General features: G+C 65.0%; 21 protein-coding genes and 1 pseudogene. 13 read left to right on the top strand and 9 right to left on the bottom strand.

Annotation, left to right across the window (positions count from 1 at the left end):
* Positions 1-429: 429 nt before the first annotated feature.
* The 7 genes from GGI48_RS15455 (at position 430) to GGI48_RS15425 (ending at position 10,444) form a co-directional block, all read left to right on the top strand.
* A complete protein-coding gene (locus GGI48_RS15455) occupies positions 430-1,869 on the top strand; it encodes an alanine/glycine:cation symporter family protein (RefSeq protein ID WP_016967122.1) in 1,440 nt (479 codons plus the stop codon).
* 104 nt (positions 1,870-1,973) lie between these two features.
* On the top strand, positions 1,974-2,975 hold the full coding sequence (locus GGI48_RS15450; RefSeq protein WP_179599047.1) for an asparaginase: 1,002 nt from the start codon (positions 1,974-1,976) through the stop codon (positions 2,973-2,975).
* A 151-nt stretch (positions 2,976-3,126) separates the two neighbouring features.
* Positions 3,127-4,119, top strand: a complete 993-nt coding sequence (locus GGI48_RS15445; protein ID WP_179599045.1) for an AraC family transcriptional regulator — start codon at positions 3,127-3,129, stop codon at positions 4,117-4,119.
* Between the two features lie 71 nt (positions 4,120-4,190).
* Positions 4,191-6,113 carry an ankyrin repeat domain-containing protein gene (locus tag GGI48_RS15440; RefSeq protein ID WP_260620666.1) on the top strand — a complete coding sequence of 641 codons (1,923 nt, stop codon included), beginning with the start codon at positions 4,191-4,193 and terminating at the stop codon, positions 6,111-6,113.
* A gap of 100 nt (positions 6,114-6,213) precedes the next feature.
* Complete coding sequence (locus GGI48_RS15435) at positions 6,214-8,136, top strand: ankyrin repeat domain-containing protein (protein WP_409565390.1); 1,923 nt, start codon at positions 6,214-6,216, stop codon at positions 8,134-8,136.
* A gap of 163 nt (positions 8,137-8,299) precedes the next feature.
* Positions 8,300-9,331: a histone deacetylase family protein gene (locus GGI48_RS15430; protein WP_179599043.1), complete on the top strand. Its 1,032-nt coding sequence runs from the start codon at positions 8,300-8,302 to the stop codon at positions 9,329-9,331.
* Positions 9,332-9,343: 12 nt separating this feature from the next.
* The gene (locus tag GGI48_RS15425) at positions 9,344-10,444 is read left to right on the top strand and encodes a polyamine ABC transporter substrate-binding protein (RefSeq protein ID WP_016967117.1); all 1,101 of its coding nucleotides are present in this window, start codon (positions 9,344-9,346) and stop codon (positions 10,442-10,444) included.
* A gap of 170 nt (positions 10,445-10,614) precedes the next feature.
* Here GGI48_RS15425 and GGI48_RS15420 read toward each other — a convergent pair whose 3' ends face one another.
* Together GGI48_RS15420 and GGI48_RS15415 are read right to left on the bottom strand one after the other, a co-directional pair.
* Complete coding sequence (locus GGI48_RS15420) at positions 10,615-11,826, bottom strand: YeeE/YedE family protein (RefSeq protein ID WP_179599041.1); 1,212 nt, start codon at positions 11,824-11,826, stop codon at positions 10,615-10,617.
* Between the two features lie 40 nt (positions 11,827-11,866).
* On the bottom strand, positions 11,867-13,405 hold the full coding sequence (locus GGI48_RS15415; protein WP_179599039.1) for a PLP-dependent aminotransferase family protein: 1,539 nt from the start codon (positions 13,403-13,405) through the stop codon (positions 11,867-11,869).
* 104 nt (positions 13,406-13,509) lie between these two features.
* Here GGI48_RS15415 and GGI48_RS15410 point away from each other — a divergent pair, with 104 nt between their 5' ends.
* From GGI48_RS15410 to GGI48_RS15400, 3 genes are read left to right on the top strand one after another with little or no spacing between them, the layout of a single operon-like run.
* Positions 13,510-14,133, top strand: a complete 624-nt coding sequence (locus GGI48_RS15410; protein ID WP_179599037.1) for an FMN-binding negative transcriptional regulator — start codon at positions 13,510-13,512, stop codon at positions 14,131-14,133.
* A gap of 30 nt (positions 14,134-14,163) precedes the next feature.
* Positions 14,164-14,610, top strand: a complete 447-nt coding sequence (locus GGI48_RS15405; protein ID WP_103740634.1) for a GNAT family N-acetyltransferase — start codon at positions 14,164-14,166, stop codon at positions 14,608-14,610.
* Between the two features lie 19 nt (positions 14,611-14,629).
* Positions 14,630-15,301: a GNAT family N-acetyltransferase gene (locus GGI48_RS15400; protein WP_179599035.1), complete on the top strand. Its 672-nt coding sequence runs from the start codon at positions 14,630-14,632 to the stop codon at positions 15,299-15,301.
* Positions 15,302-15,367: 66 nt separating this feature from the next.
* On the opposite strand, the gene GGI48_RS15395 is transcribed toward GGI48_RS15400, so the two are convergent.
* The gene (locus GGI48_RS15395; protein ID WP_179599033.1) at positions 15,368-16,267 is read right to left on the bottom strand and encodes a homocysteine S-methyltransferase family protein; all 900 of its coding nucleotides are present in this window, start codon (positions 16,265-16,267) and stop codon (positions 15,368-15,370) included.
* A gap of 110 nt (positions 16,268-16,377) precedes the next feature.
* Between GGI48_RS15395 and GGI48_RS15390 the strand changes: the two genes are divergently transcribed.
* Positions 16,378-17,199 (top strand): ABC transporter substrate-binding protein, encoded by an 822-nt coding sequence (locus tag GGI48_RS15390; protein ID WP_179599031.1) that lies wholly within the window; start codon positions 16,378-16,380, stop codon positions 17,197-17,199.
* A complete protein-coding gene (locus GGI48_RS15385; protein WP_016966288.1) occupies positions 17,196-18,032 on the top strand; it encodes an amino acid ABC transporter permease in 837 nt (278 codons plus the stop codon). Before GGI48_RS15390 ends, GGI48_RS15385 begins: the two co-directional genes overlap by 4 nt.
* An 80-nt stretch (positions 18,033-18,112) precedes the next feature.
* Here GGI48_RS15385 and GGI48_RS15380 read toward each other — a convergent pair.
* From GGI48_RS15380 to GGI48_RS15365, 4 genes and pseudogenes are all read right to left on the bottom strand, one after another.
* Positions 18,113-18,379 (bottom strand): annotated as a pseudogene (locus tag GGI48_RS15380) (helix-turn-helix domain-containing protein); the annotation flags it as partial.
* Positions 18,376-19,650, bottom strand: a complete 1,275-nt coding sequence (locus GGI48_RS15375) for a HipA domain-containing protein (RefSeq protein ID WP_179602013.1) — start codon at positions 19,648-19,650, stop codon at positions 18,376-18,378. The gene GGI48_RS15375 and the pseudogene GGI48_RS15380, both read right to left, overlap by 4 nt.
* Before the next feature lie 270 nt (positions 19,651-19,920).
* Positions 19,921-21,729, bottom strand: coding sequence for a sodium-extruding oxaloacetate decarboxylase subunit alpha (oadA, locus tag GGI48_RS15370; RefSeq protein WP_047306687.1), 1,809 nt, complete (start codon positions 21,727-21,729; stop codon positions 19,921-19,923).
* 98 nt (positions 21,730-21,827) lie between these two features.
* Positions 21,828-23,243: an acetyl-CoA carboxylase biotin carboxylase subunit gene (locus tag GGI48_RS15365; RefSeq protein WP_047306688.1), complete on the bottom strand. Its 1,416-nt coding sequence runs from the start codon at positions 23,241-23,243 to the stop codon at positions 21,828-21,830.
* Between the two features lie 190 nt (positions 23,244-23,433).
* On the opposite strand from GGI48_RS15365, the gene GGI48_RS15360 reads away from it, so the two are divergent.
* Entirely contained in the window at positions 23,434-24,396 is a 963-nt protein-coding gene (locus GGI48_RS15360; RefSeq protein WP_179599029.1) for a LysR family transcriptional regulator, read from the top strand.
* On the opposite strand, the gene GGI48_RS15355 is transcribed toward GGI48_RS15360, so the two are convergent.
* Together GGI48_RS15355 and hexR are read right to left on the bottom strand one after the other, a co-directional pair.
* Complete coding sequence (locus GGI48_RS15355) at positions 24,338-24,550, bottom strand: PA3496 family putative envelope integrity protein (RefSeq protein ID WP_016966283.1); 213 nt, start codon at positions 24,548-24,550, stop codon at positions 24,338-24,340. The genes GGI48_RS15360 and GGI48_RS15355 overlap by 59 nt on opposite strands.
* Before the next feature lie 185 nt (positions 24,551-24,735).
* Complete coding sequence (gene hexR, locus GGI48_RS15350) at positions 24,736-25,602, bottom strand: transcriptional regulator HexR (protein WP_011064325.1); 867 nt, start codon at positions 25,600-25,602, stop codon at positions 24,736-24,738.
* Positions 25,603-25,684 lie beyond the last annotated feature (82 nt).

Raw genomic sequence — 25,684 nt, 5'->3', positions numbered from 1 at the left:
CCCGTAGCCGGCTTGCCGGCGAACAAGCCCTCAAGACGGCCACCCCTCAAACGGGCCCCTTCGCTGGCAAGCCAACTCCTACGACTTGGCGGCGATTTCGAGGGGATGATGCGGGCCTCTGCTCGCGGGGCTTTGCGGGCCATGACAAGAACCGTTTCAGCCTCCCGCCCGACCTGCCGTTCCTCGGCTCGACGCGCAACATGCAGACGGCGAGCCCGCGCACCGGTATAGTGCGCCCCCTCTTCACGTGGACAGCCGTCGGTAACGAGGCTCAACCCCACGGGAAACCCGAACTAATAACAACCCGCGAAATATAGAACCGGGACGAACGCTCGCCCCACCGCCTTGCCGTGCGTGCAATCAGCGGTGTAACAGAATGTTTCCGTCCGCTCTGCTTTTGCCTACACAAAAAACAGCGAGGAATAATCCATGCTCGAAGTCATCAACGACTTCCTCTCAGGGAAAGTACTGATCGTGCTCATTGTCGGGCTCGGCAGCTACTTCACGATCCGCTCGCGTTTCGTTCAATTGCGCCATTTCCTCCATATGTTCGCGGTGTTCCGCGACAGCCTGAAAAGCAGCGGCGGCCAGCTCAGCTCGTTCCAGGCGCTGATGCTCAGCCTCGCCGGCCGAGTGGGCGCGGGCAACATCGCCGGCGTCGGCATCGCCGTGACCCTGGGTGGCCCGGGCGCGGTGTTCTGGATGTGGGTGACCGCGCTGGTCGGCATGTCCAGCAGCTTCTTCGAATGCACCCTGGCCCAGGTCTACAAGCGCGCCGACGGCGACGGCCTGTACCGTGGTGGCCCGGCCTACTACATCCAGCACGGCCTGAAGCTCAAAGGCATGGCGGTGGTGTTCTCGATCCTGCTGCTGGTCACCTACGGCTTCGCCTTCATCGGCCTGCAGTCCTACACCGTGACCCACTCGCTGCAGGACGCCTTTGCCTTCGCCCCAAGCCACACCGGCATCGTCCTGGCGGTGCTGCTGGCCATCACCTTCATCGGCGGCATCAAGCGCATCGCCGCGGTGTCCGACCTGCTGGTGCCGGTCAAGACCCTGGCCTACATCGCCGTGACCCTGTACGTAATCGGCACCCAGATCGAACACGTACCGGCCATGCTGGAAACCATCATCAAGAGCGCCTTCGGCCTCGACCCGGCCTTCGGCGGCCTGCTCGGCAGCGCCATCGTCATGGGCGTGAAGCGTGGAGTATTCGCCAACGAAGCGGGCCTGGGCAGCGCGCCTAACGTCGCCGCGGTGGCCGCGGTGAAGCACCCGGGCGCCCAGGGCGTGGTCCAGGCGTTCAGCGTGTTCCTCGACACCTTCGTGATCTGCACCTGCACCGCGCTGCTGATCCTGCTGTCGGGCTTCTACACCCCGGGCTTCGAAGGCGACGGCATCGTCCTGACCCAGAACTCGCTGGCCGCCGTGGTCGGTGACTGGGGCCGCCTGTTCGTCAGCGTCGCGCTGTCGTTATTCGTCTTCACCTGCATCCTCTACAACTACTACCTGGGCGAGAACAGCCTGCAGTTCCTCACCCGCAACCGCGCGGTGCTGATGCTGTTCCGCGGCCTGGTGCTGGCGCTGGTGGTCTGGGGTTCGATGCAAGACCTCTCGACCGTGTTCGCCTTCGCCGACATCACCATGACCTGCCTGGCCTTCGTCAACCTGGTGGCCCTGGCCATGCTGTTCAAGGTCGGCCTGCGGGTGATGCGCGACTACGACGAACAGCGCCGCGCCGGGGTCGACCAGCCGGTGTTCGACTCGCGCAAATTCGCCGATCTGGACCTGGACCTGAAGGCCTGGCCTGCCGAACCTTCGGCCGCCACCCAGGCCGAGCCGCAAGGCGTGCCCGCAGCGCAACGCTGACGGGTGAACGACGGGCGCGTCCTCTGCGCCCGTCGGTTACAGTGCGATAAATGTGGCCGCGGGCTTGCCCGCGGCCACAGGTACTCACCGTTTCGGAGAATCCCATGAACCCTTCGACCTACCCTGCCGCCCAGCACGTCATGGTGCTCTACACCGGTGGCACCATCGGCATGCAGGCCAGCGCCGACGGCCTGGCCCCGGCTTCGGGTTTCGACGTACGCATGCGCGCCTACCTCGACAGCCAGCCCGAACTGGTGGTGCCGGCCTGGCGCTTTCGCGAGATGGCGCCGCTGATCGACAGCGCCAACATGACCCCCGACTACTGGCAGCGCCTGCGTGCAGCGGTGGTCGAAGCCGTGGACCAGGGCTGCGACAGCGTGCTGATCCTCCACGGCACCGACACCCTGGCCTACAGCGCCGCCGCCATGAGCTTCCAGTTGCTGGGCCTGCCGGCGCCGGTGCTGTTCACCGGCTCGATGCTGCCGGCCGGCGTGCCCGACAGCGACGCCTGGGAAAACCTCAGTGGCGCCCTGTTGGCCCTGGGCCAGGGCCTGGCACCGGGGGTGCACCTGTACTTCCACGGCGAACTGCTGGCACCGACCCGCTGCGCAAAAATCCGCAGCTTCGGCCGTCACCCCTTCGCCGCCCTGCAACGCAATGGCGGCGGCGCAAAGGCCGAAGCGCTTCCTGCTGCGCTGGACTACCGCCAGGCCAGGCAGCTGGCCAAGGTCGGCGTGCTGCCGCTGTTCCCCGGCATCGGCGCCGAGCTGCTGGACGGCGTGCTCGACAGCGGCATCCAGGCCCTGGTCCTGGAATGCTTCGGCAGCGGCACCGGGCCCAGCGACAACCCGGCGTTCCTCGCCAGTCTCAAGCGCGCGCAGGAGCAAGGCATCGTCGTGGTGGCGGTAACCCAGTGCCATGAAGGCGGGGTGGAGCTGGACATCTACGAAGCCGGCAGCCGCCTGCGCGGCGTGGGCGTGCTGTCCGGTGGCGGCATGACTCGCGAAGCGGCGTTCGGCAAGCTCAACGCCCTGCTCGGCGCCGGGCTGGCCAACAGCGAAGTGCGGCGCCTGGTGGAACTGGACCTGTGCGGCGAACTGGCCTGATCCATCCGTAGGAGCCGGCTTGCCGGCGAAGGCGGTCTTGAGGGCCTCTTCGCTGGCAAGCCAGCGCCTGCAACCAGCTCCAGCACCTGCAGATGCAGGGCGGCATGCAACTTGCTCCGGTTAAGGGTCTTTCCCTGGCTGGAATCTGCGCATGCTGCACTCGCACCTCACCACCCTCAACGCCGTTTCCCTGGTGCTCAACACCTTCAAGGAACAGGGCCAGGACAGTGAAGCCCTGCTGGCCGGCAGCGGCATCAACCCCGCCGACCTGAGCCGCGCCGACACTCGCATCACCACCAACCAGGAAATGCTGGTCTGTGCCAATGCCGTGGCCCTGCAACGGGACATCGGCCTGGAACTGGGCCGGCGCATGCACGTTTCCTCCTACGGCATGCTCGGCTATGCCCTGCTCACCAGTGCCACCTTAGGTGACGCTTTGCGCCTGGCCATGCGCTATCCGGCGCTGTTGGGAACACTTTTCGAACTGAGCCTGGAAGCCGACGGCCCGCGCATCTGGTTCACCGCCGCCGGCTACCGCGAAAACCCGGCCCTGGCGGCGTTCAATACCGAGTTCTGCCTGGTGTCGCTGAAGGTCATCTGCGACGACTTGCTGGGCCACCCGTTGCCGCTGCTGGGGGCGCGCTTCGACTACCCGGCACCGGACTATCAACAGCGCTACCGCGAAGCCTTCGACTGTCCGCTGCAATTCAACGCCAGCAGCAACGCCTTCGCCTTCGACCAGCAATGGCTCGAACACCCCCTGCCCCTGGCGGACGCCATCACCCACCAGGCCATGGCCGAACGCTGCCGCAAGCAGAACACCGAGTTCACCGGGCGCCAGGCCTGGCTGGGGCGCATCCGCCAGCTGCTGGCGGCGCAGCTGGACGCCGCGCCGGGGCTGGAGGGGCTGGCGGAACAGATGAACTGCTCGGCCCGGACCCTGCGCCGCCATCTGCGCGACCTGGGCTGCAGCTATCAGGAACTGCTGGACGAGCTGCGCTTCGAGCGGGCCAAGCAGATGCTCTGCGAAGACCAGATGCCCATCTACCGCATCGCCGAGGCCCTGGGCTTCAGCGAAACCGCGAGCTTTCGCCATGCCTTCATCCGCTGGAGCGGCGTGGCGCCGAGCCAGTTCCGGCCCTGAGACAAACCCCGGCATAAAGCTGCGGATTGCATTACATTGCCGACCTTTGACACCGGCAAGGGACTGCAAGCTTGAACCCAATCACAGGCGCCATCGCCCGGCGCATCGGTATTCGCGGGCTGTGTCTGGCACTGACGCTGCTGACCGGCGGCCCCGTCGCCCAGGCCTTCGAGCTGTCGAAAATCCGCTGGTGGGAGTTGCAGAGCAGCATCCTGCTGGACGATCCGGAAACCGCCACCCTGCAACTCGAACCCTTTCCCCTGCCCGGGCTGGCCCAGGCGCCGGCACGGGTGATCCTCAGCCAATACCACGGCCTGTTCTATCTCAATGGCTATGCGGATGGGCAGTACCGGCAGCGGGTCTACAAGTCGCCGCCCATGCCGCTGTTCGATGCCCAGGAACTACAGGCCTGCGTGCCCGAGCAGCGCCCCGTTACGGCCACCGACAACTGGCCACCGAGCAAGCAGCTGGAAGCCGCCCTGAGCCTGACCAAACTGAGTTTCGACTGCCAGAGCCCGGGCTGGGAGTTGAGCAATCGCTACCTGCTGGTGGACAGCCGCGATCCCCAGCGGCCGTTGCTGGCCATCGGTCAGCGCCAGGGCGAGGCACGGATCGACTTCACCCCGCAGCAACCGATCAGCGCCGAGGTCCAGCAGCAATGGCTGCAAGCCCTGCAGAAGTACCCGAAGCTGCTGGCACCCTTTGACGCCAGCAGCGGCCAGCTGAGCGTCAAGCCCTATGCGCCGGAGCTCGGCGCGGAGCAGGTCTGGGCGCAGTTTCGCCAGTTGCACGCGCAACTGCGCGACGCCAAGGACAAGGCCCCGGGCATCGTCCGGGTGCAAGCCTTCTTCACCCGCCATGACTTTCGCGCGATCGCCCCCGAGCGCAGTACCTACCCCGGCCTGCTCAACGACATCGCCTATTGGGCCACCGAGGCCGGCCAGTTGCAGAGCGCCCGGCCCTGGCTGGCCTATGTACTGCGCCGCGACCCGGGACGCATGCCGACCTACCTCAATCTGGCGGACCTGGATTGGCGCCTGTACGAGCAGCAGCCGGGAGACTCCAGGCACCTGGGCCGGGCCATGGAGAACTATCGGCTGTATTGCGGGCTGCGCCTGCAACGCCAGCTCGGGGTCCCCGCCAGGGTCACCCAGCGCCTGGGCCTTGAGGCACCCAGCGAACTAGCCTGCCAAAGCGCCTGGCCGCTGGTGACGGCGGTGGACCAGGGTGACGCGGGCGAAGTCCGGCGCCTGCTGGAGAACGGCCTGCGCGGCGACGTGATCGCCGCCGATGGGCGCCCGGCGCTGTTGCACGCCCTGGATAAGCCCGACCTGGAGATAGCCCGGCTGTTGCTGGCCCATGGCGCCCGCCCCCAGGGCCAGTACAACGGCCGCACCCAGGTGTTCCTGGCCATGCGCCGCGACCTCAAGGACAACCCGGACCTGAGCCAGGCCAAGCGCTTGAACTTCCTCCTCCAGGCCGGCGCCGCCATCGATGAACAGGATGTCCAGGGCGGCACCGTGCTGCAGGCCATGGCCAAGGAACGCGACGACATCGAGCGCTTCAACTGGTTGCTGCAACACCCGCAAGACCTCGACAAGCGCAGCGGGCCAGACGGCGAAACCGCGCTGTTTCTGGCGCTCAGGGGCGGCAACTACGCCGCTGCCAGAAAACTGATAGAGGCCGGTGCCAACCTCAACCTGAGCTACGGCCGCGGTTTCTGCGCACAGCAGCCGGTTCGCCAAAGCCTGCTGATGATCGTCGCCGAACAGGGCTCGCCCGAGGTCATCAATCCCTGGGTCAGCCAGCAACAGAGCCTGGACATGTTCACCCTGCTGCTGGAAAAAGGCGCCGATCCCAACGTCGGCCGCTACTGCAAGAACAACGGCTACACCTGGCTGCTGGAGATCATGGCCCGGCGCAAGCGCGACGACATGCTCAAGGTGCTGCAAGGCTTTGCGCCGCCACCGCCGGCGACGGCGTTTCGTCTTTGAGGCGTGGCGCCGAACCCGCTGCGCCCCTGCAACAAAGCCCGGCACAACGGCGCCGATTGCATTACATTGCCGGGCTTTCTACCGGCAAGGGACTGCACACGTGAACCTATTGACCGCCATCGCCCGGCGCAACGGCATTCGCGGGCTTGGCCTGGCGCTGGCACTGCTGGTTGCCGCCCCCGCGGCCCAGGCCTTCGACGTGGACCTGGCCTGGTTCAAATGGTCGGGAATGCGCCGCAACTTCGTCCTCGACTCCCCGGAAACCGCCACCCTGGAGCTCAAGCCTTTCCCCCTGCCGGGCCTGGCGCGGATGCCGCTGCGGATTGTCCTGAGCCAGTACCGCGGGCTGTTCTACTTCAATGGCTATCAGGACCTGCAGTACCGGCAGCGGGTCTACAAGTCGCCGCCGATGGTCCTGTTCAGCCCTGAAGAGCTGCGGGCCTGTGTGACCCCGGGCGATGACATCCAGGTCAGCGATATCTGGCCCACGAGCAACAGCCTGGCCCCCGGCATCACCCTGACGCCCCTGGGCTTTCAGTGCAAGGAGCCATCCGAGTGGCAACTTAGCGGGCTCTACCTGCTGATCGACCAGCGCGATCCGCAGCACCCGCTGCTGGCCATCAGTCACCGCCAGGACCTTAGCCAGATGGAATTCACCCCGTTGCAACCCATCAGCGAGGAAACCGGGCGGCAGTGGTTGCAGGCCCTGGAGACATTCCCGCCGTGGTTCCGCCCCTTCACCCAAGGCAGCGGGCCGATCACCGTCAATGCCTTTGTGCCTGCGCCAGCCTCGACCCCGGACAGCCTCTGGAAAGAGTTCCGCGCGCTGCACGAACAACTGCGCACGGCCAAGGACAAACTGCCGGGCATCCGCAAAGTGGAAGACTTTTTCGTCACCCATGACTTTCGCAGCATCGCCACCGAGCGCCGCGAATACGCTGGCCTGCTCAATGACATCGCCTTCTGGGCCAGCCAGGCCGGGCAGCTACAAACGGCTCGCCCCTGGCTCCAGGAAGTGCTGCGCCGCGACCCGGGGCGCATGCCGACCTACCTCAACCTGGCGGACCTGGACTGGGCGCTATTCGAACAGCGGCCGCTGGACAACGCCCATCAGGGCCGGGCCATCGAGGGCTATCGGGTGTATTGCGGCCTGCGCCTGAAGCGCCAAATGAGCATCCCGCCCCGAGTGCTGCAGCGCTTGGGCTTGAGCGCCGCCAACCCCCAGGCGTGCCAAGCCTTCTGGCCGCTGGTGGCCGCCGCGGATGCCGGCGACCTGGGCGAAGTGCAGCGGCTGCTGGCCAGTGGCATCAGCGGCGAGGTCATGGCCGACGATGGCCGCAGCGCGCTGTTGCACGCCCTGGACGCACCGCACCTGGACATCGCCCGGCTGCTGCTGGAGCACGGCGCCCACACCCGCGGCCTGTACAACTGGACCACCCTGGCGACCCTGGCCATGCGCCGCGACCTGGGCGACAGCCCCGACCTGAGCCAGGGCGGGCGCCTGAAGTTCCTCATCGAGGCTGGCGTGGCCATCGACGAACCCGACAGCCAGGGCGTGACACCACTGATGCAGATGGCCGAGAACAAGCGCAGCCTGCAAGGCTTCAGCTGGCTGCTGCAGTACCCGCAAAACCTCGACCTGCGCAACAAGAATGACGGCGAAACCGCACTGTACCGGGCCTTCTCGGGCAACAACTACGTGGCCATGAAGCAGTTGATAGCGGCCGGCGCCAACCTCAACCTGAGCTACGGCCGTGCCGTCTGCAATAACCAGCCCGTGGGCGAAAGCCTGCTGACCCTGGTCGCCGACAAGACCTCCGCCGAAGCCCAGTCACCCTCCGTCAGCCAGCAGGACACCCTGGAACTGTTCACCCTGCTGCTGGAAAAAGGCGCCGACCCGAATGTCGGCCAGCACTGCGAGAAAAAGGGCTACACGCTGTTGCTGGAAGCCATCGCCCGGAAAAAGCGCGAGGACATGCTCAAGGTGCTACAGCGCTACGTTCCCACTCCGCCCGCCGGCTGAAACCCGTGGCGCCCCGCAATGGGGCGCCGCGCCTCCTTAAGGGGCGAATTTCGGTCAAACACTTTGGCCAGATCAATCCCCTTTTGGCCGCTCCTGCCGTTCTCCGAAACCCCGCGCCCCGCAAGACTGTGATCCACCGAATCAGCCTACGGAGAACAAGAAAATGCTGACGATCTACTCGGACGATCACCACCTGCACCACGGCCGTTGCGAACTCATCGACGGGCAACTGATGCCCTGCTTCGAAATGCCTTCCCGGGCCGACCACGTGCTGGATCGGGTGAAACATCAAAACCTGGGGCCGGTGCAGGCGCCCAAGGATTTCGGCCTGGAGCCCATCGAACGCATCCACAGCCGCGCCTATCTGGACTTCTTCAAAGGCGCCTGGGAACGCTGGGCGGCCCAGGGCATCGACGGCGACCTGCTGCCCTACACCTGGCCGGCGCGCACCCTGCGCAGCGTGATTCCCACCAGCCTCCATGGCCAGCTGGGCTACTACAGCTTCGACGGCGGCGCGCCGATCACCGCCGGCACCTGGCAGGCGGCCTACAGCGCGGCGCAAGTGGCGCTGACCGCCCAGGCCCATATCCAGAATGGCGCCCACAGCGCGTTTGCCCTGTGCCGGCCACCAGGACACCACGCCGCCAGCGACTTGATGGGGGGCTACTGCTACCTGAACAACGCCGCCATCGCCGCCCAGGCCTTCCTCGACCAGGGCCACAAGAAAGTCGCGATCCTCGACGTCGACTACCACCACGGCAACGGCACCCAATCGATTTTCTATGAGCGCAGCGACGTGCTCTTCACCTCGATCCACGGCCACCCGGAAGCCGAGTTCCCATTCTTCCTGGGCTATGCCGACGAATGCGGCGAAGGCGCCGGGGAAGGCTTCAACTTCAACTACCCACTGGCCGCCGGCAGCGGCTGGGATGTGTGGAGCGCGGCCCTGGAGCAGGCCTGCAACCAGATCCAGCGCTATGACGCCGACATCATCGTGGTGTCCCTGGGCGTGGACACTTTCAAGGACGACCCGATCTCGCAATTCAAACTCGACAGCCCGGATTACCTGGCCATGGGCAAGCGCATCGCAGCCCTCGGCAAGCCCGTGCTGTTCGTCATGGAAGGCGGTTACGCGGTAGAGGAAATCGGCATCAACGCCGTCAACGTTCTCGAAGGTTTTCAAAGCGCCCAGTGAGGGATTCGCACCATGAACAGACTCCAACGCTTTATCGCTCCGGCCCTGTGCGCCAGCCTGCTGGGCACCGCCGCCCACGCCGAGGAACGCACCCTGCGGGTGTACAACTGGTTCGACTACATCACCCCCAAGGCCCTGGAAGACTTCAAGGCGCAGAACAGCCAGGTGAAGCTGGTCTACGACATCTTCGACACCAACGAAGCCCTGGAAGCCAAGCTGCTGACCGGCAACTCCGGGTATGACGTGGTGGTGCCGTCCAACGTGTTCCTGGCCAAGCAGATCGAGGCCGGGGTGTTCCAGCCCCTGGACCGCAGCAAGCTGCCCAACTGGAACCACCTGGACCCCAAGCTGATGAAGCTGATCGAGGCCAACGACCCGGGCAACCAATTCGCCGTGCCCTACATGTACGGCACCATCCTGATCGGCTTCAACCCGGACAAGATCAAGGCCGCCCTGGGCGACAAGGCGCCGGTGGACAGCTGGGACCTGATCTTCAAGGAAGAGAACATCAGCAAGCTCAAGCAGTGCGGCGTGGCCCTGCTGGATTCGCCTTCGGAAATCCTGCCCCTGGCCCTGCAGCACCTGGGCCTGGACCCCAACAGCAAGAAGCCGGCGGACTACGAGAAGGCTGAAGCGCTGCTGATGAAGATCCGGCCTTACATCACCTACTTCCACTCGTCCAAGTACATGGCCGACATCGCCAACGGCGACATCTGCGTGGCGGTGGGCTATTCGGGGAGCTTCTCCCAGGCCGCCAACCGCGCCAAGGAAGCCAAGAACGGCGTGATCGTGGACATGCGCCTGCCCAAGGAAGGCGCGCCGATCTGGTTCGACATGCTGGCGATCCCCAAGGGCGCCAAGGACCCGGAAGATGCCTACACCTTCATCAACTACCTGCTGCAACCCCAGGTGATTGCCCCGGTCAGCGACTTTGTCGGTTACCCGAACCCGAACAAGGACGCCACCGGACTGGTGGATCCTTCGATCCGCAACAACCCCAACCTGTACCCGACAGAAGCGGCGATGAGCACCCTGTACACGCTGCAACCGCTGCCCCGTGATGCAGAGCGGGCGCGGACCCGGGCCTGGACCAAGATCAAGTCCGGCACCTGACCCTCATCCAGAACGGGAACCGCGCTCCCTGTGGCGAGCGAGCTTGCTCGCGCTGGATTGCGCAGCAAGCCCAAAGGCGGTTCCCCGGTTCTGCCTGATACACCGCGACAACCGGCTTGACGACCGCTGCGCGGCCGAGCGGGAGCAAGCTCCCTCGCCACGACAAGTGCTCAGCAGCCGGTGAGGCCTTGGGGGCTGCGTTCTTCGGTGAAGAACCAGGGCCGCAGGCGCACGCCGACACCGTTGCCGATAAAGGCCGCCACCAGCCACAGCCAGCCGTGCAGGCTGCCGGAGGCGATGCCGCTGAAGTAGGCGCCGATGTTGCAGCCATAGGCCAGGCGCGAACCGTAGCCCAGCAGCAGCCCGCCAATCACCGCCGCCACCAGGGAACGGGTGGGGATCTTCAGGCTCGGGGCAAAACGTCCCGCCAGCCCCGCTGCCAGCAAGGCCCCCAGGACGATGCCGATGTCCATGACGCTGGTGATGTCCTGCCACACCGGGGCGGCCAGGGCCTTGGCGTTCGCCGCGCCCTGCCAGAACACCCAACTGCCCACGTCCACGCCCAAGCCACTGGCGACTTTCGCGCCCCACAGGGCAAAGGCCGAGGTGATGCCCCACGGGCGCCCGGCCAGGGCCAGGGTGGCGAAGTTGAGCAAGGCCAGGGCCACCGCGCCCCAGACCAGTGGCCAGGGACCGCGCAACAACCGGCGCCAGCCTTGGTGCTGGCTGGCGACCGGGGCTTCGAGGCTGCCATGGCGGCGTTTTTCCAGGGTCTGGGTGAGCAAGGCGATCAGCGCGAACAGGCACAGGCTCAAACCCAGCGCCGGGCCGACGCCGAAGCTCTGGACGATGGAGATCGGCGGCAGCGACGGCAGGGCAAACCACCAGTGCACATGCTGTGTGGCAAGCAGCGAGCCGCAGATGAAGAACGCCAGGGTCACCAGCATCCGCGCATTGCCGCCGCCGACGGTGAACAGGGTGCCCGAGGCGCAACCGCCCCCCAGTTGCATGCCGATGCCGAAAATGAAGGCACCGACGATCACCGACACCCCGGCCGGCGCCACCAGCCCCACCACCGGCTGGCCGAACAGGCTGCCCGCCCCCAGCGCCGGGAAGAACAGCAGCACCGCCAGGGCCAGCATGACCATCTGCGCCCGCAGGCCGGCACCGCGCCGATCGCGGATAAACACCCGCCAGGCCGAGGTAAAACCAAAAGCCGCGTGGTACAGGGTCAGCCCCAGGGCGGCACCGAGCAGCAACAGCAGCACCTGTCGCGCGCCCACCTGGGCCTGCAGGAACAAGGCGCCGGCCAGCAGTAGCAGCAAGGCGAACAGGGGGGCGCCGAACGTGCGTTGCGGCGCCATGGGAAGGGTCTGGCTCATGAGCTATCTCGGGCGAGGAAATGGCCGCGAGTATACCCGGTCAGACCCGCCAGGCCTGGCGCAGGCGGCCCAGGGCGGCCTGGATATCGGCCTCGGGCACCGCGGCGAAGCCCAGTACCAGCCCGGCCCGTTGGTCCTCGGGCAACCGGGTTTCCGGCAGCCAGTAAGTGCTCAAGCCATTGACCTCGACATCGACGCTGGCCGCCTGCTCCAGCAGTTGCTGCTCCCGGGCCAGGCTGTCCACGCGCACCGTCAGGTGCAGCCCGGCGGCCACCGTGGGCAGCGGCCCGACGCCCGGGATCGCCTGGGGCCAAGCGGCGAGCAAACGGTTGAGCCGGCTCTGCGCCGCGCGGCGCATGCGCCGGATATGCCGCTGGAAGTGCCCGGCGGCCATGAACTCGGCCATCACCGCCTGGGTGCTGACTTCGGAATGGCGCACGTCCACCGCCCGGCGCCGGGCAAAGGCCTGCACCAGATCCGGCGGCAACACCAGGTAGCCCAGGCGCAGCGCCGGGAACGCCACCTTGCCGAAGGTGCCGACGTAGATCACCCGGCCCTGGCGGTCCAGCGCCGCCAGCGGGGCCAGGGGCGCGCCGCTGTAGCGGTACTCGCCGTCGTAGTCGTCCTCGACGATCCAGCCGCCGCTGCGCTCGGCCCAGGCCAGCAGCTCCAGGCGCCGGGCCAGGCTCATGATCACCCCGGTGGGGTACTGGTGGGACGGGGTGACATAGGCCAGGCGGCACTGGTCCATCTGCTCCAGTTGACGGCAGTCGATGCCCTCCTGGTCCACCGCCACGCCCTGCAGTTGCGCCCCGGCCACGGCAAAGGCGTGACCGGCCGCCCGATAGCCGGGGTTTTCCACAGCCACCACGTCGCCGGGCTCCACCAGCAGCTGTGCACAAAGGCTGATGCCCTGTTGCGCGCCACTGGTGATCACAATTTGTTCAGCGCTGCATTGCAGCCCACGGGCGCTGCGCAGGTAAGCGGCGATCAGGCTGCGCAGCCGCGAATCGCCGTAGCACAGCTGATGCAGGTTCGGCCTGCGCCAGAAAGCCGCATTCAGCTTGGCCCAGACCTCGAACGGGAACAGATCGAAAGCCGGCACGCCGACCCGAAAAGCCCGCGGCGGGCCACCGGGTGGCGTGCTCAGATGATGCTTTTGCAGGCGCTGCAGACCACTGCTGTGGATAACTTTACTGGATGGATAACCAGTTATTTCGGTCGATTTTGTGGATAAACCTGTGGGTAAGCCTGTTGGCAAGCCTGTGGATACTTTTGTGGATAATTTTTTGATGGGTAAGCGGGTTTCCGGCAATTGGGCCACGTAGGTGCCATCGCCGACCCGGCCTTCGATAAAACCCTCGGCATACAGCTGGTCATAGGCGCGCACCACGCTGTTGCGGGAAATCCCCAGCGCCGCCGCCAGATCACGGCTGGCCGGCAAGCGCGTGCCACTGGCCAGGCGCCCGTCCAGCACCCGCAGGCGCAGGGCCTGGTACAGCTGGCGACTGAGGCCCTGGCGGCGATCCAGCTCGATCCCGGCAGGGTTGAAAGACAGCGGAGGCAACGCACTGTTCATCGCGGGATCTCCCAGGAATTGGACCTATGAAATAGACCAGAGATGGCTCTTACAACGAACCATTAGCCTGCCTAGGATGCAGCCACTCGCCAAGGATTTTTTCCATGTACCTACCGCGCGCTTTCGTCGATGAAGACCTCCCCCGCCTGCAGGGCGTGATCCAGCACAGCCGCCTGGCCACCCTGGTGACCTGGGGCGCCCTGGGCCTGCAGGCCAGCCACGTGCCACTGCTGCTGGACCCCGCACAGGGGCCCAATGGCACCCTCTACGGACACCTGGCCAAGGCCAACCCGCAATGCGCCGAACTGGCCAGCGGCGCCGAGGCCCTGGTGATCTTCAGCGGCGAAGACGCCTACGTCAGCCCGTCGTTCTATCCGAGCAAGGCCGAACACGGCAAAGTGGTGCCCACCTGGAACTACGTGGCGGTGCACGCCTATGGCCAGCCGGAGGTCTTCACCGATCCGCAGCGGCTGCGGCAGGTGGTCGAGGGCCTGACCGAGCGCCACGAGGCCGGTCGCCCGCAGCCGTGGAAAGTCGCCGATGCCCCGGCCGACTACATCGACGGCATGCTCAAAGCGATTGTCGGTTTCGCCCTGCCGATCCAGCGCCTGGAGGGCAAGCGCAAGCTCAGCCAGAACCGCAATGCCGAAGATATTGCCGGGGTCCGCGACGGTCTGGCGGCCAGCGCCGACCCGCGTGACCAACAACTGTCGCAACTGATGGGCTGAGTGCCCGCCCAGAACAATAAAGGAGCCTTCATGAGCCAGATCCAGATCCGCCCCGTCACCGCTGCCGACCATGCCGCCTGGCTGCCGTTGTGGCAGGCCTACCTGCGCTTCTACGAAACCGAACTGCCGGACGCCGTGACCCAGAGCACCTGGCAGCGCTTTCTCGATACCCGCGAACCGACCCACGCCGCCCTGGCCTGGGACGGCGAGCGCGCCGTGGGCCTGGTGCATTTCATCTACCACCGCTCCAACTGGAGCATCGAGAATTCCTGCTACCTGCAGGACCTGCTGGTGACCCCGGAGCAGCGCGGCACCGGCGTCGGCCGCCAGCTGATCGAGTTCGTCTACGCCCAGGCCAAGCAGGACGGCTGCGCCAAGGTGCACTGGCTGACCCACGAAACCAATGCCACGGCCATCCAGTTGTATGAGCGCATCGCCGAGCGCCCGGGCTTCATCCAGTTCCGCAAACCCCTCTGAACCCGCAAGGAGCCACTGCATGTCGATTTCTCTCGCCGATTGGAAAGGCGTCCCCGCCCCTTCGGCCACCCTGCTGGAAGGCCGCTTCATCCGTCTGGAAAGGCTCGACCCGGCGCGCCACGGCGATCAGCTGTTCCAGGTGCTGCAAGGCCCTGGCGCCGACCCTGTGCTGTGGGACTACCTGCCTTATGGTCCCTTCCCCGAGCGCGCGGCGTTCGATGCCTGGCTCGGTAACCACGCCCTCGCCAGCGACCCGTATTTCTTCACCGTGATCGACCGCGCCAGCGGCCAGGCCCAGGGCCTGATCAGCCTGATGTCCATCGTCCCGGCCCAGGGTCGCATCGAGATCGGCCACGTGACCTTCGGCGCGCCGATGCAGCGCTCGCCCAAGAGCACCGAGGCGGTGTACCTGCTGGCCAAGGAAGCCTTTGCCCTGGGCTACCGGCGCCTGGAGTGGAAGTGCAACAACGCCAACGCCCGCTCGCGCTATGCCGCCGAGCGTTTGGGTTTCAGCTTCGAGGGGGTGTTTCGCCAGCACATGGTGGCCAAGGGGCAGAACCGCGATACCGCGTGGTTCTCGATTCTGGACGGTGAATGGCCGGCGATTGCCAAGGGCTTCGAGCAATGGCTCAGCGATGCGAACCAGAGCGGTTCGGGGCAGCTCAAGTCGCTGGCGGAGTGTCGCGGGTAAGCGGGATTTTCGCCGGCAAGCCGGCTCCTACAAGCCTATGTAGGAGCTGGCTTGCCAGCGAAGGACTCAACCGAGCTTCTGCGCCAACACCGCAATATGCTCAGGCCCGATGCCGCAGCAACCGCCGACATGGCTGGCACCGCGCTGGTGCCAGTCCGCCACCCAGTGCAGATAACCCGGCGGATCCAGGTCTTCGCGCAGCGGGCACAGGCCGTCGTTGGCGGTGGCATCCTCGGGCTGCGGCGGGAAGGCGTTGGCGTACACGCCAATATGGATCTGCACCCCCAGGCGCTCGAAGGTCTCGCGAGCCGCATCCACCGCCGCACCAATCACCTCCGGCTGGCTGCAGTTGAACAGCAGGGTCTGCACGCCCAGTTGCGCCGCCACCGCCGCCGCTTCGGCCACCGGCTCGCCGGAACGCAGGCGCGGCACTTCATCGACATCTTCATCCTTGAGGGTAAAGGACAGCCAGAACGGCTTGCCGTCCTTGGGCAGTCCGGCGTGGATGGCCCGGGCCTCGGCGATCGAGCTTTGGGTTTCCGCCAGCCACAGGTCGACAAAGGGCGCCAGCCCTTGCACCAGCGGGTTCAGGAGTTCCTCGACGCGGGAGGCATCGAACAGGTCCGGGCGATAGGAGCCGAACAGCGGCGGCAACGAGCCCGCGACCCGCACCGGCTTGCCGGACGCCTCCACCGCGCGACGGGCCAATTGCCCGGCCAGGGCCGCCAGGGCCTGGCCTTCAGCGGCAAAACGCTCTTCACCGATGTGGAAAGGCACCACCGCGTAGCTGTTGCTGGTGATCACGTTGGCGCCGCTGTCGATATAGGCCGCGTGCACCGCCTCCACCGCCTCGGGCGCTTCGCTCAGGGCCAGTGCCGACCATTCGGGCTGCCGGAACGGCGCCCCGCGACGCTGCAGTTCACGCCCCATACCGCCATCGAGAATTACCGTATTGCCTGCGCCCATATGCTTTTTACTCATATGCTTATGAAAATAACTCACTACCGGAGTCGTTCTTATAACTATTAAATACGCACCATCCGGTTAATAACAACTCTTTTTCAGTCAGGATTCCGATGAATTTCAAACCGCTGCTGGCCCTCGGCCTGACCCTTCTCGCCGCCTCTTCCCAAGCCTTCGCCGGCGCCACTCTGGAGCGTATCGAGCAGAAAAAGGAGCTGGTGGGGGTGCTGATGGAAAGCTACCCGCCCTTCTCCTTCCTCAATGAGCAGAACCAGCTGGACGGCTTCGACGTCGACGTGGCCAAGGCCGTGGCCGACAAGCTCGGGGTCAAGCTGCGCCTGGAAACCCCGTCCTGGGATGTGATCGCCGCCGGACGCTGGAGCGGGCGCTACGACATCTGCATCTGCTCCATGACCCCGAGCAAGGCCCGCGCCGAAGTCTTCGACTTCCCGGTGCAGTACTACGCCTCGCCGGCGGTGATCGTGGTCAACGCCAAGGATGAGCGGATCCACGGCGCCAAGGACCTGAGCGACAAGAAGGTCGGCCTCACCGCCGCCTCCAGCTACGAGAGCTACCTGAACAAGAACCTGGTGATCGAAGGCGCCGAGGACACCCAGCTGCAATATCCTTTCGAGAACGTGCAGATCGCCCCCTACGACACCGACAACGTGGCTTTCCAGGACCTCGGCCTGGGCCCGGGCGTGCGCCTGGATGCGATCCTCACCAACCTGGTCACCGCCCAGCCGCGGCTGACCCAGGATGCGCGCTTCAAGCTGGCCGGCGAGCCGCTGTACGCCGAGCCCAACTCGGTGGCCATCGAGAAAGGCGATGCCCAGTGGAATGCCAAGGTGCGTGAAGTCTTCGCCCAGTTGAAGCAGGACGGCACCCTGAGCAAGCTGTCGCAGAAATGGATCGGCGCCGACATCAGCCAATGACTGCCTACACGCCACCGCCTCGGCCACCGCAACCGGTGGCTGAGCCGCTGCTCAAGCGCCTGCTGGGCTTTCGCACCCGTCTGTACCTGACCTGGGCGGCGCTGCTGGGGCTGTTCACCGGGTTCTTCCTGAGCTTCGACCTGAAGTTCTCGATCATCCTCGACAAGCTGCCGAACCTGCTGGGGCTGCACCTGTCCCCCAGCGGTTTTCTCCAGGGCGCGGCGCTGACCCTGTTCCTCTGCGCCTGCTCCATCGTCGCCTCGTCGCTGCTGGGCTTTGTCACCGCCCTGGCACGCCTGTCGTCCAGCGCCGTGGCCTTCGGCATCGCCAGCTTCTACGCCTCGTTCTTTCGCGGCACGCCGCTGCTGATCCAGATCCTGCTGATCTACCTCGGCCTGCCGCAACTGGGGGTGGTGCCGGGCGCCATCACCGCCGGGATCATCGCCCTGTCGCTGAACTACGGCGCCTACCTCAGCGAGATTTTCCGCGCCGGCCTCCTCGGCGTGGCCCACGGCCAACGCCAGGCGGCCTTGGCCCTGGGCATGAGCGACAGCGTGATCTTCTGGCAGGTGACCCTGCCCCAGGCCATGCGCACCATCATTCCGCCGGCCACCAACCAGTTCATCTCGATGCTCAAGGACTCGTCGCTGATCTCGGTGATGGGGGTCTGGGAGGTGATGTTCCTGGCCCAGTCCTATGGCCGCTCCAGCTACCGCTACATCGAGATGCTGAGCACCGCGGCGCTGATCTACTGGCTGCTGTCCATCGGCCTGGAACTGATCCAGGCGCGGATGGAAAGGCATTACGGCAAGGGCTACGCCAAGCGCGGTTGAGGTTCAAGCGAGGGCCCGGGAGCACCCGGGCTTCTTGCCGAACGCTCAAGCTCATCGAGCAGCGAACGGGCGCGGCTGGTTCTCTGCACTTTCACCACCCCCATCTGCAGGCCGAATGGCTTGAACACCGCGTTCAGTGACTTGAGGGTCGGGTTGCCGTCACCGTGTTCGAGATGGATCAGGGTACGCAGGGAAATCCGGCACATCCTGGCGAACTGGCTCTGATGCAGTCCGGTGACTTCGGTGCGCAGGCGCTTGACCGCATCGCCAATCGACAAGCGACCGCCGGCCATTTCCTGCTGGATGTCGTCGATCAGGGCGCCGCGTTCTTCCACAGTCATGTTCATCGCAATCCCCACTCCTGCAGGCGTCGGTCCAGATCGCGCAGGTGAATGCGCGGGTGATTGAAGGTGGCTTCGGGCAAGCCGCCGGCACTTAGCAGGTCCGGCAGGGCCCGCAGCTGTTCGGCATCTGCGCGCAGGCGCGTCAGGGCGGCTTCAGGGTCGAGCAGCGGCTTGAGGCTGGCGCATACCAGGCGCCAGTCGACGTCACCGGCCACCTCCATGCGTCCGGGCCATTTGGTGGTGCGGGCAATCCCCTGGTCATCCATGACCTTGGGCGCCAGGTCATGGATCGGGGCCAGGCGCACCTGTGTATCCGTGCGAACCACCGCAAGCGTGCGGCCATGATTGTCCGTGTTGCCGAGGATCCTGTTGAGCAGATCGCGCCGCAGATAGTCCGCCACCAGCTCGGGGATCAATGCCTCCTGGCCGGTGGCGCGCCAAAGTTCGGCGAGGATCCCCAGGACCTCGGTATGGCGCATGCCCAGGCCATGGCCCACCAGCCCGGCCAGGGAGTAGATCGACTCCACCGCCAGACGCTCGACTCCGGCGGGCGTCAGCCGACGATCAAAACGCTGCATCCACAGGCTTGGCCGACGCCCCTCCTCCAGCGCCAGCCCAGGCGCCGGGAACGTCTCGATACCCAGCTGCTGCAGCGCCCGGTAATAATGGAACTCGCTTCTGAGGATGTCGCAGGCATTCGGCGAAGCCGGGTGACGGGGGAGCTTCACCCACCAATGACGCGCGGCATAAGCGTCATCGAGCAGCGCATCGGGGTACAACAAGCCCTCGCGGTTTTCTGTCAGCAACAGCTTGGGCGCTTCGTCGCCGATGCTCGCCGTGCCACCCAAGGCCGCCGCCTGTTCATGGGCGTATTCAAGAAAACGGTTATCCAGGGTCACCACCTGTTCCCGGGTGAAGCCCAGGGCCGGACGCCTGTGCAGCCCTGCCAGGGATTCCTTGATCCGCAGATGGCCAATGGGCGCCGCGGTGCTTCGGGCCAGGAGGAACAACTCGCTGCCCATGCCATCGGGCCGCTCATGGCCGATCTGCCGGAGCAAAAAGCCGCGCGTCGCCGGCGTGGCGACCAGGTCATAAAGAAAGGCCGGCGCCCGGTCCTCTCGCCAGGGCTCCCATCCCAGAGGTATCTGGGCACTGACCGAACGGCCCAGCGGGCTGGCAACAGCGTCCAGGTTGTCCACCAGGTACTGCGGGACATAACCGAAGCTGCACGGGCTGGCAAAGCCCTCTTCAGGGTTGTCGAAACTCAGGGTCATGGCATCGGCCCACGCGCCTGCGCAGTAGAGCTGCAACGTCAGCCGGAGCATTGGGGTACCTGTCATTTGCTGCACTTCAAGAGATGTTCCGCTTCAATCATCCGTGCATTATATTGCAGTTTTTCCAAGCTAATACGCCTATAAGTACATCAAAATGCATTTCAATAAAATATTCCTCCCAAAAAATGCATTAAATGACACTTCAGAAAAGCAAAAAAAAGGGGAGCCGTAGCTCCCCCGAGGTAAACCGTTGCAGCTGAGGGCCTGAATTCAGCCCTCGATTTCGATGAGGATTTCGCCCGGGTTGACCCGGTCGCCCTTGGCCACGTGGATCGCCACCACCTTGCCGGCGACGGCTGCCTGGACTTCGGTTTCCATCTTCATGGCTTCGGTGATCAGCACCGCCTGACCTTCCTTGACCACGTCGCCTGCCTTGACCAGCACATCGACGATATTGCCCGGCATGGTGGTGCTGACATGGCCCGGCGCGCTGGCCTGCTTGCGCTTGCTGCCACCGCCGCCGACGAACTCGTTGAGCGGCTCGAACACCACTTCTTCCGGCATGCCGTCGATGGACAGGTAGAAGTGGCGCTTGCCTTCGGCCTTGACCCCGACGCCGGTGATGTCGACGCGGTAGGTTTCGCCGTGGACGTCGATGACGAACTCGGTCGGCACGCCTTCACCGCCCGGCTTGCTGACGCCGCCGGCTTCAGGAATCGGCAGCAGCGCTTCCGGAACCAGGGTGCCGGCCTCACGCTCTTCGAGGAATTTGCGCCCGATGTCCGGGAACATGGCGTAGGTCAGCACGTCTTCTTCGGAATGCGCCAGGGCACCGATTTCGCCGCGCAGCTTGGTCATTTCCGGCTTCAGCAGGTCGGCCGGACGCACATCGATCACATCCTCGCTGCCGATGGCCTGGCGCCGCAGGTTTTCGTCGACCTGGCCCGGGGCCTTGCCGTAGCCGCCCTGCAGATAGAGCTTCACTTCGTTGGTGATGGTCTTGTAGCGCTCGCCGGCCAGGACGTTGAAGAACGCCTGAGTGCCGACGATCTGCGAGGTCGGGGTCACCAGCGGCGGGTAGCCCAGGTCGTGACGCACCCGCGGAATCTCGGCCAGCACTTCGCCCATGCGGTTCAGCGCGCCCTGCTCTTTCAACTGGTTGGCCAGGTTGGAAATCATCCCGCCCGGCACCTGGTTGACCTGCACTCGGGTGTCGACCGCGGTGAATTCGCTTTCGAACTGGTGGTACTTCTTGCGCACGGCGTAGAAGTACAGGCCGATCTCTTGCAGCAGCTCCAGGTCCAGGCCGGTGTCGAACTCGCTGCCTTTAAGGGCGGCGACCATGGACTCGGTGCCCGGGTGGCTGGTGCCCCAGGCGAAGCTGGAGATGGCGGTGTCGATATGGTCGGCACCGTTCTCGATGGCCTTGAGCTGGCACATCGCGGCCAGGCCGGCGGTGTCGTGGGAGTGGATGAACACCGGCAGCGACAGCTCGGCCTTCAGCGCCTTGACCAGCTCGCCGGTGGCGTAAGGGGTCAGCAGGCCGGCCATGTCCTTGATCGCGATCGAGTCGCAACCCATGGCTGCCATCTGCTGGGCCTGGGCCACGAAGGCTTCGATGGTGTGCACCGGGCTGGTGGTGTAGGCGATGGTGCCCTGGGCGTGCTTGCCGGCGGCCTTCACCGCTTCGATGGCGACCCGCAGGTTACGCACGTCGTTCATGGCGTCGAAGATGCGGAACACGTCGATGCCGTTGACCGCCGCCTTGGCCACGAAGGCCCGGACCACGTCGTCGCTGTAGTGGCGGTAGCCCAGCAGGTTCTGCCCGCGCAGGAGCATTTGCAGGCGGGTGTTGGGCAGCGCCGCGCGCAGTTGGCGCAGGCGTTCCCAAGGGTCTTCCTTGAGGAAGCGCACGCAGGCGTCGAAGGTCGCGCCGCCCCAGACTTCCAGCGACCAGTAGCCGACTTTGTCGAGCTTGTCGCAGATCGGCAGCATGTCTTCGGTGCGCATGCGGGTGGCCAGCAGCGATTGGTGGGCGTCGCGCAGGATGGTGTCGGTAACGAAGATCTTTTTAGTCATTGGTATCTCCTCATAGCGGCAAGCTCCAAGCTACAAGCCGCCAGTAAAAGCCGATCGGCGTCTACTTGCAGCTTGCCGCTGACAGCTTGCGGCTGCATTCAAAGGCCTGCGTGGGCGGCGATGGCGGCGGCGATGGCCAGGGCCAGCTCTTCGGGTTTGCGCTTGATCGAGTAGTTGGTCAGTTCCGGGTGGCTCTCAACGAAACTGGTGTTGAACTGACCGCTACGGAATTCCGGGTTACGCAGGATTTCCTGGTAGTAGGCGGCGGTGGTCTTGACCCCTTGCAGGCGCATGTCGTCCAGGGCGCGCAGGCCACGGTCCATCGCCTCTTCCCAGGTCAGGGCCCAGACCACCAGTTTCAGGCACATGGAGTCGTAGAACGGCGGAATGGTGTAGCCGGTGTAGATCGCCGTGTCGGTGCGCACGCCGGGACCGCCGGGCGCGTAGTAACGGGTGATCTTGCCGAAGCTGGGGAGGAAGTTGTTCTTCGGGTCTTCGGCGTTGATGCGGAACTGCAACGCGAAACCACGGTGGTGGATGTCTTCCTGCTTCACCGACAGTGGCAGGCCCGAGGCGATGCGGATCTGCTCGCGGACGATGTCGATGCCGGTGATTTCCTCGGTGATGGTGTGTTCCACCTGCACCCGGGTGTTCATTTCCATGAAGTACACCTCGCCCTCGGCGAGCAGGAACTCCACGGTGCCGGCGTTCTCGTAGCCCACGGCCTTGGCCGCACGCACCGACAGGTCGCCGATGTAGGCGCGCTGTTCGGGGGTCAGCTGCGGGCTCGGGGCGATCTCGATGAGCTTCTGGTTGCGGCGCTGGATCGAGCAGTCGCGCTCGAACAGGTGCACCACGTTGCCAAAGCTGTCACCGAGGATCTGCGCTTCGATGTGCTTGGGATTGACGATGCACTTTTCCAGGAACACTTCCGCCGAACCGAAGGCCTTGGTGGCTTCGGAAATGACTCGGGGGAAGGCCTGCTCCAGCTCTTCGCGGCTGTTGCAGCGACGGATGCCACGCCCGCCACCACCGGAGGTGGCCTTGAGCATCACCGGGTAGCCGATGCGGTCGCCTTCGGCCAGGGCTTCGTGGATATCCGCGACGTTGCCTTCGGTGCCCGGGGTCACCGGTACGCCGGCCTTGATCATGCTGCGACGGGCTTCGGTCTTGTCGCCCATGCGGCGGATCACTTCCGCCGACGGGCCAATGAACTTGACGCCGCGTTCGGCGCAGATGTCTGCCAGTTCGGCGTTTTCCGAAAGAAAGCCATAGCCGGGATGCAGGGCATCGCAGCCGGTTTCCACCGCCAGGTTCACCAGTTTGCGCGGGTTCAGGTAGCCGGCCAGCGGCTCGGCGCCAATGCTGTGGGCCTCATCCGCGCGCTTCACATGCAGGGCATGGCGATCGGCGTCGGAGAAGATCGCTACCGAACGGATGCCCATCTCGGCGCAGGCACGCACGATTCGCACGGCGATCTCACCACGGTTGGCGATCAGGATCTTTTTTATCACTTGGAGGTTCCCTTGAGCCGTTGGAACAAACGACCCGCTAGACCGAGTCGGCGCGTGACCAAATGTTTCAGGTCAGTCGCCGCGTCACACTAGCTCTGAAGAGGGATTAACAAAAATCAATAATTATTGGGTTGGGCATAAGTAAAGACTTATAGTCACGCCACCAGCCCTTGGCGCGAGCACTCCACAAATGCGTAAGTCCTTGATGAGAATGACATTACGTCAGTTGCAGATTTTCAATGAAGTCTGCGATCTACGCTCCTACAGCCGCGCCGCCGATGAAATGAATCTCACCCAGCCCGCGGTCAGCCTGCAGATCCGTCAGTTGGAGGAACTGATCGGCCAGCCGCTGTTCGATTACGTCGGCAAGAAGCTCTACATGACCGAAGCCGCCGAGGCCCTGCAACGGGCCAGCCGCGACATCTTCGGGCGCCTGGAAAACCTCGACATGCAGCTCTCGGACATGCAGGGCTCGCTGCAGGGCCAGCTCAAGCTGGCCATCGAATCCAGCGCCAAGTACTTCGTGCCGCACCTGTTCGCCGCCTTCAAGCGCCAGCATCCGGAAGTGCATTTGCAACTGACGGTGGTCAACCGCGCCCAGGTGATCCGCCGCCTCTCGGACAACCGCGACGACCTGGTGATCATGTCCATGGTGCCCCAGGACATGGAGCTGGAATTCCTGCCGTTTCTCAACAACCCGATCGTCGCCGTGGCGCCGCCGGACCACCCGCTGAGCCACATGGGGCCGCTGCGCCTGCAGGATCTGGAGCCCTACACCCTGGTGCTGCGCGAGCCGGGCTCGGGCACGCGCCTGGCCTGCGAGGAGTACTTCAAGGAGAAGCGCGTGCACTTCACCCAGATCCTCGAAGTGTCGTCGGCGGAGGCTCAGCGTGAGTGCGTGCGGGCGGGTCTGGGCGTGGCCTTGCTGACGCGCCACGCCCTGAACCTTGAGTTGGCGACCGGCGGGTTGATCGAGTTGCCGGTCGAAGAGCTGCCATTGCTTCGCAGCTGGTGCCTGGTGCAGGCCAAAGCCAAACGCCTGTCACCGGTAGCGCATGCGTTCCTGGGATTCATCCGCAGCGAACGGGTGCAGATCAGCGGGCTGGTTGAACGCTTCGACGGGAAGCCGCGGGTGCCGCCTGCCAGTAATTGACGGCCTCAAGCTCGGGGTAATCGTTGATTTCCTGCTGCAACTGACGCAGCTCGAAGCGGTGTTCGATCGCACGACGAAATTCCATGCGGCGCTGGTCTTCCTGCTGACGACGGGTCTTGACGGCGCTGTTACTCTCTTCGTAAGGCCGGGCCATTTCGAGTCTCCCAATGCGAGTACGGAAGCTTCACGATGGACGTCGGCGGTTACGGTTTGGCGGCGGGTCGGTTACAGGACGATGAACATTCACAGCGCCCAGCTCTCTGTAGGAGCTGGCTTGCCAGCGCAGGCGTCCGTCAGTGCGATGCGCAGCCCAGAGGCCTTATCACCGGCCAGAGAGGCTCAGTCGTCCAGGGCTTTGACCGACTTGGGCGACAGACGCAGGCTGCGCAGACTGCGCTTGACGCTCTTGAGGTGGTTGACCAGGCTCGGCCCGCGGGCCATGGCCACGCCCATGGCCAGCACGTCGATCACCACCAGGTGAGCGATACGCGAGGTCAGCGGGGTGTAGATCTCGGTGTCTTCATGCACATCGATGGCCAGGTTGACCGTGGACAACTCGGCCAAGGGCGTCTGGCTCGGGCACAGAGTGATCAGCGAGGCGCCGCTTTCACGCACCAGATTGGCGGTGATCAGCAGGTCCTTGGAACGCCCGGACTGGGAAATGCAGATGGCCACGTCGGTGGGCTTGAGGGTCACCGCCGACATCGCCTGCATGTGCGGGTCGGAATAGGCCGCCGCGGTCAGCAGCAGGCGGAAGAACTTGTGCTGGGCGTCCGCTGCCACCGCGCCGGAAGCGCCGAAGCCGTAGAACTCGACGCGCTGGGCCTGGGACATGGCGGTCACCGCCTGCTGCAGGGCCACCGGGTCGAGCTTCTCGCGCACTTCCATCAGGGTGTGCAGGGTGGTGTCGAAGATCTTCAGGCTGTAGTCGGCGACGGAGTCGTCTTCATGGATCGCGAACTGGCCGAAGCTGGCACCAGCGGCGAGGCTCTGGGCCAATTTGAGCTTCAGGTCCTGAAAACCGGAGCAACCGATGGCCCGGCAGAAGCGCACGATGGTCGGTTCGCTGATGCCCACGCTGTGGGCCAGATCCGCCATGGAACTGTGCATCACCGCCGCAGGATCAAGGAGCACGTGATCGGCGACCTTGAGTTCCGATTTGCGTAACAGATGACGTGACTGAGCGATGTGCTGCAACAGGTTCAAAGGGCTGGACTCATTGTTATTGGCTGACGCCGGAGATGTAGCAAGCTTGTAGTTATACTACAGGAATCGTCTTTTTGCCTGC

The sequence above is a fragment of the Pseudomonas protegens genome, assembly GCF_013407925.2.
GTDB lineage: Bacteria > Pseudomonadota > Gammaproteobacteria > Pseudomonadales > Pseudomonadaceae > Aquipseudomonas > Aquipseudomonas fluorescens_AP.
Note: the sequence above shows the minus strand (reverse complement) of the source record. Positions and strands in the feature narration are given on the sequence as shown.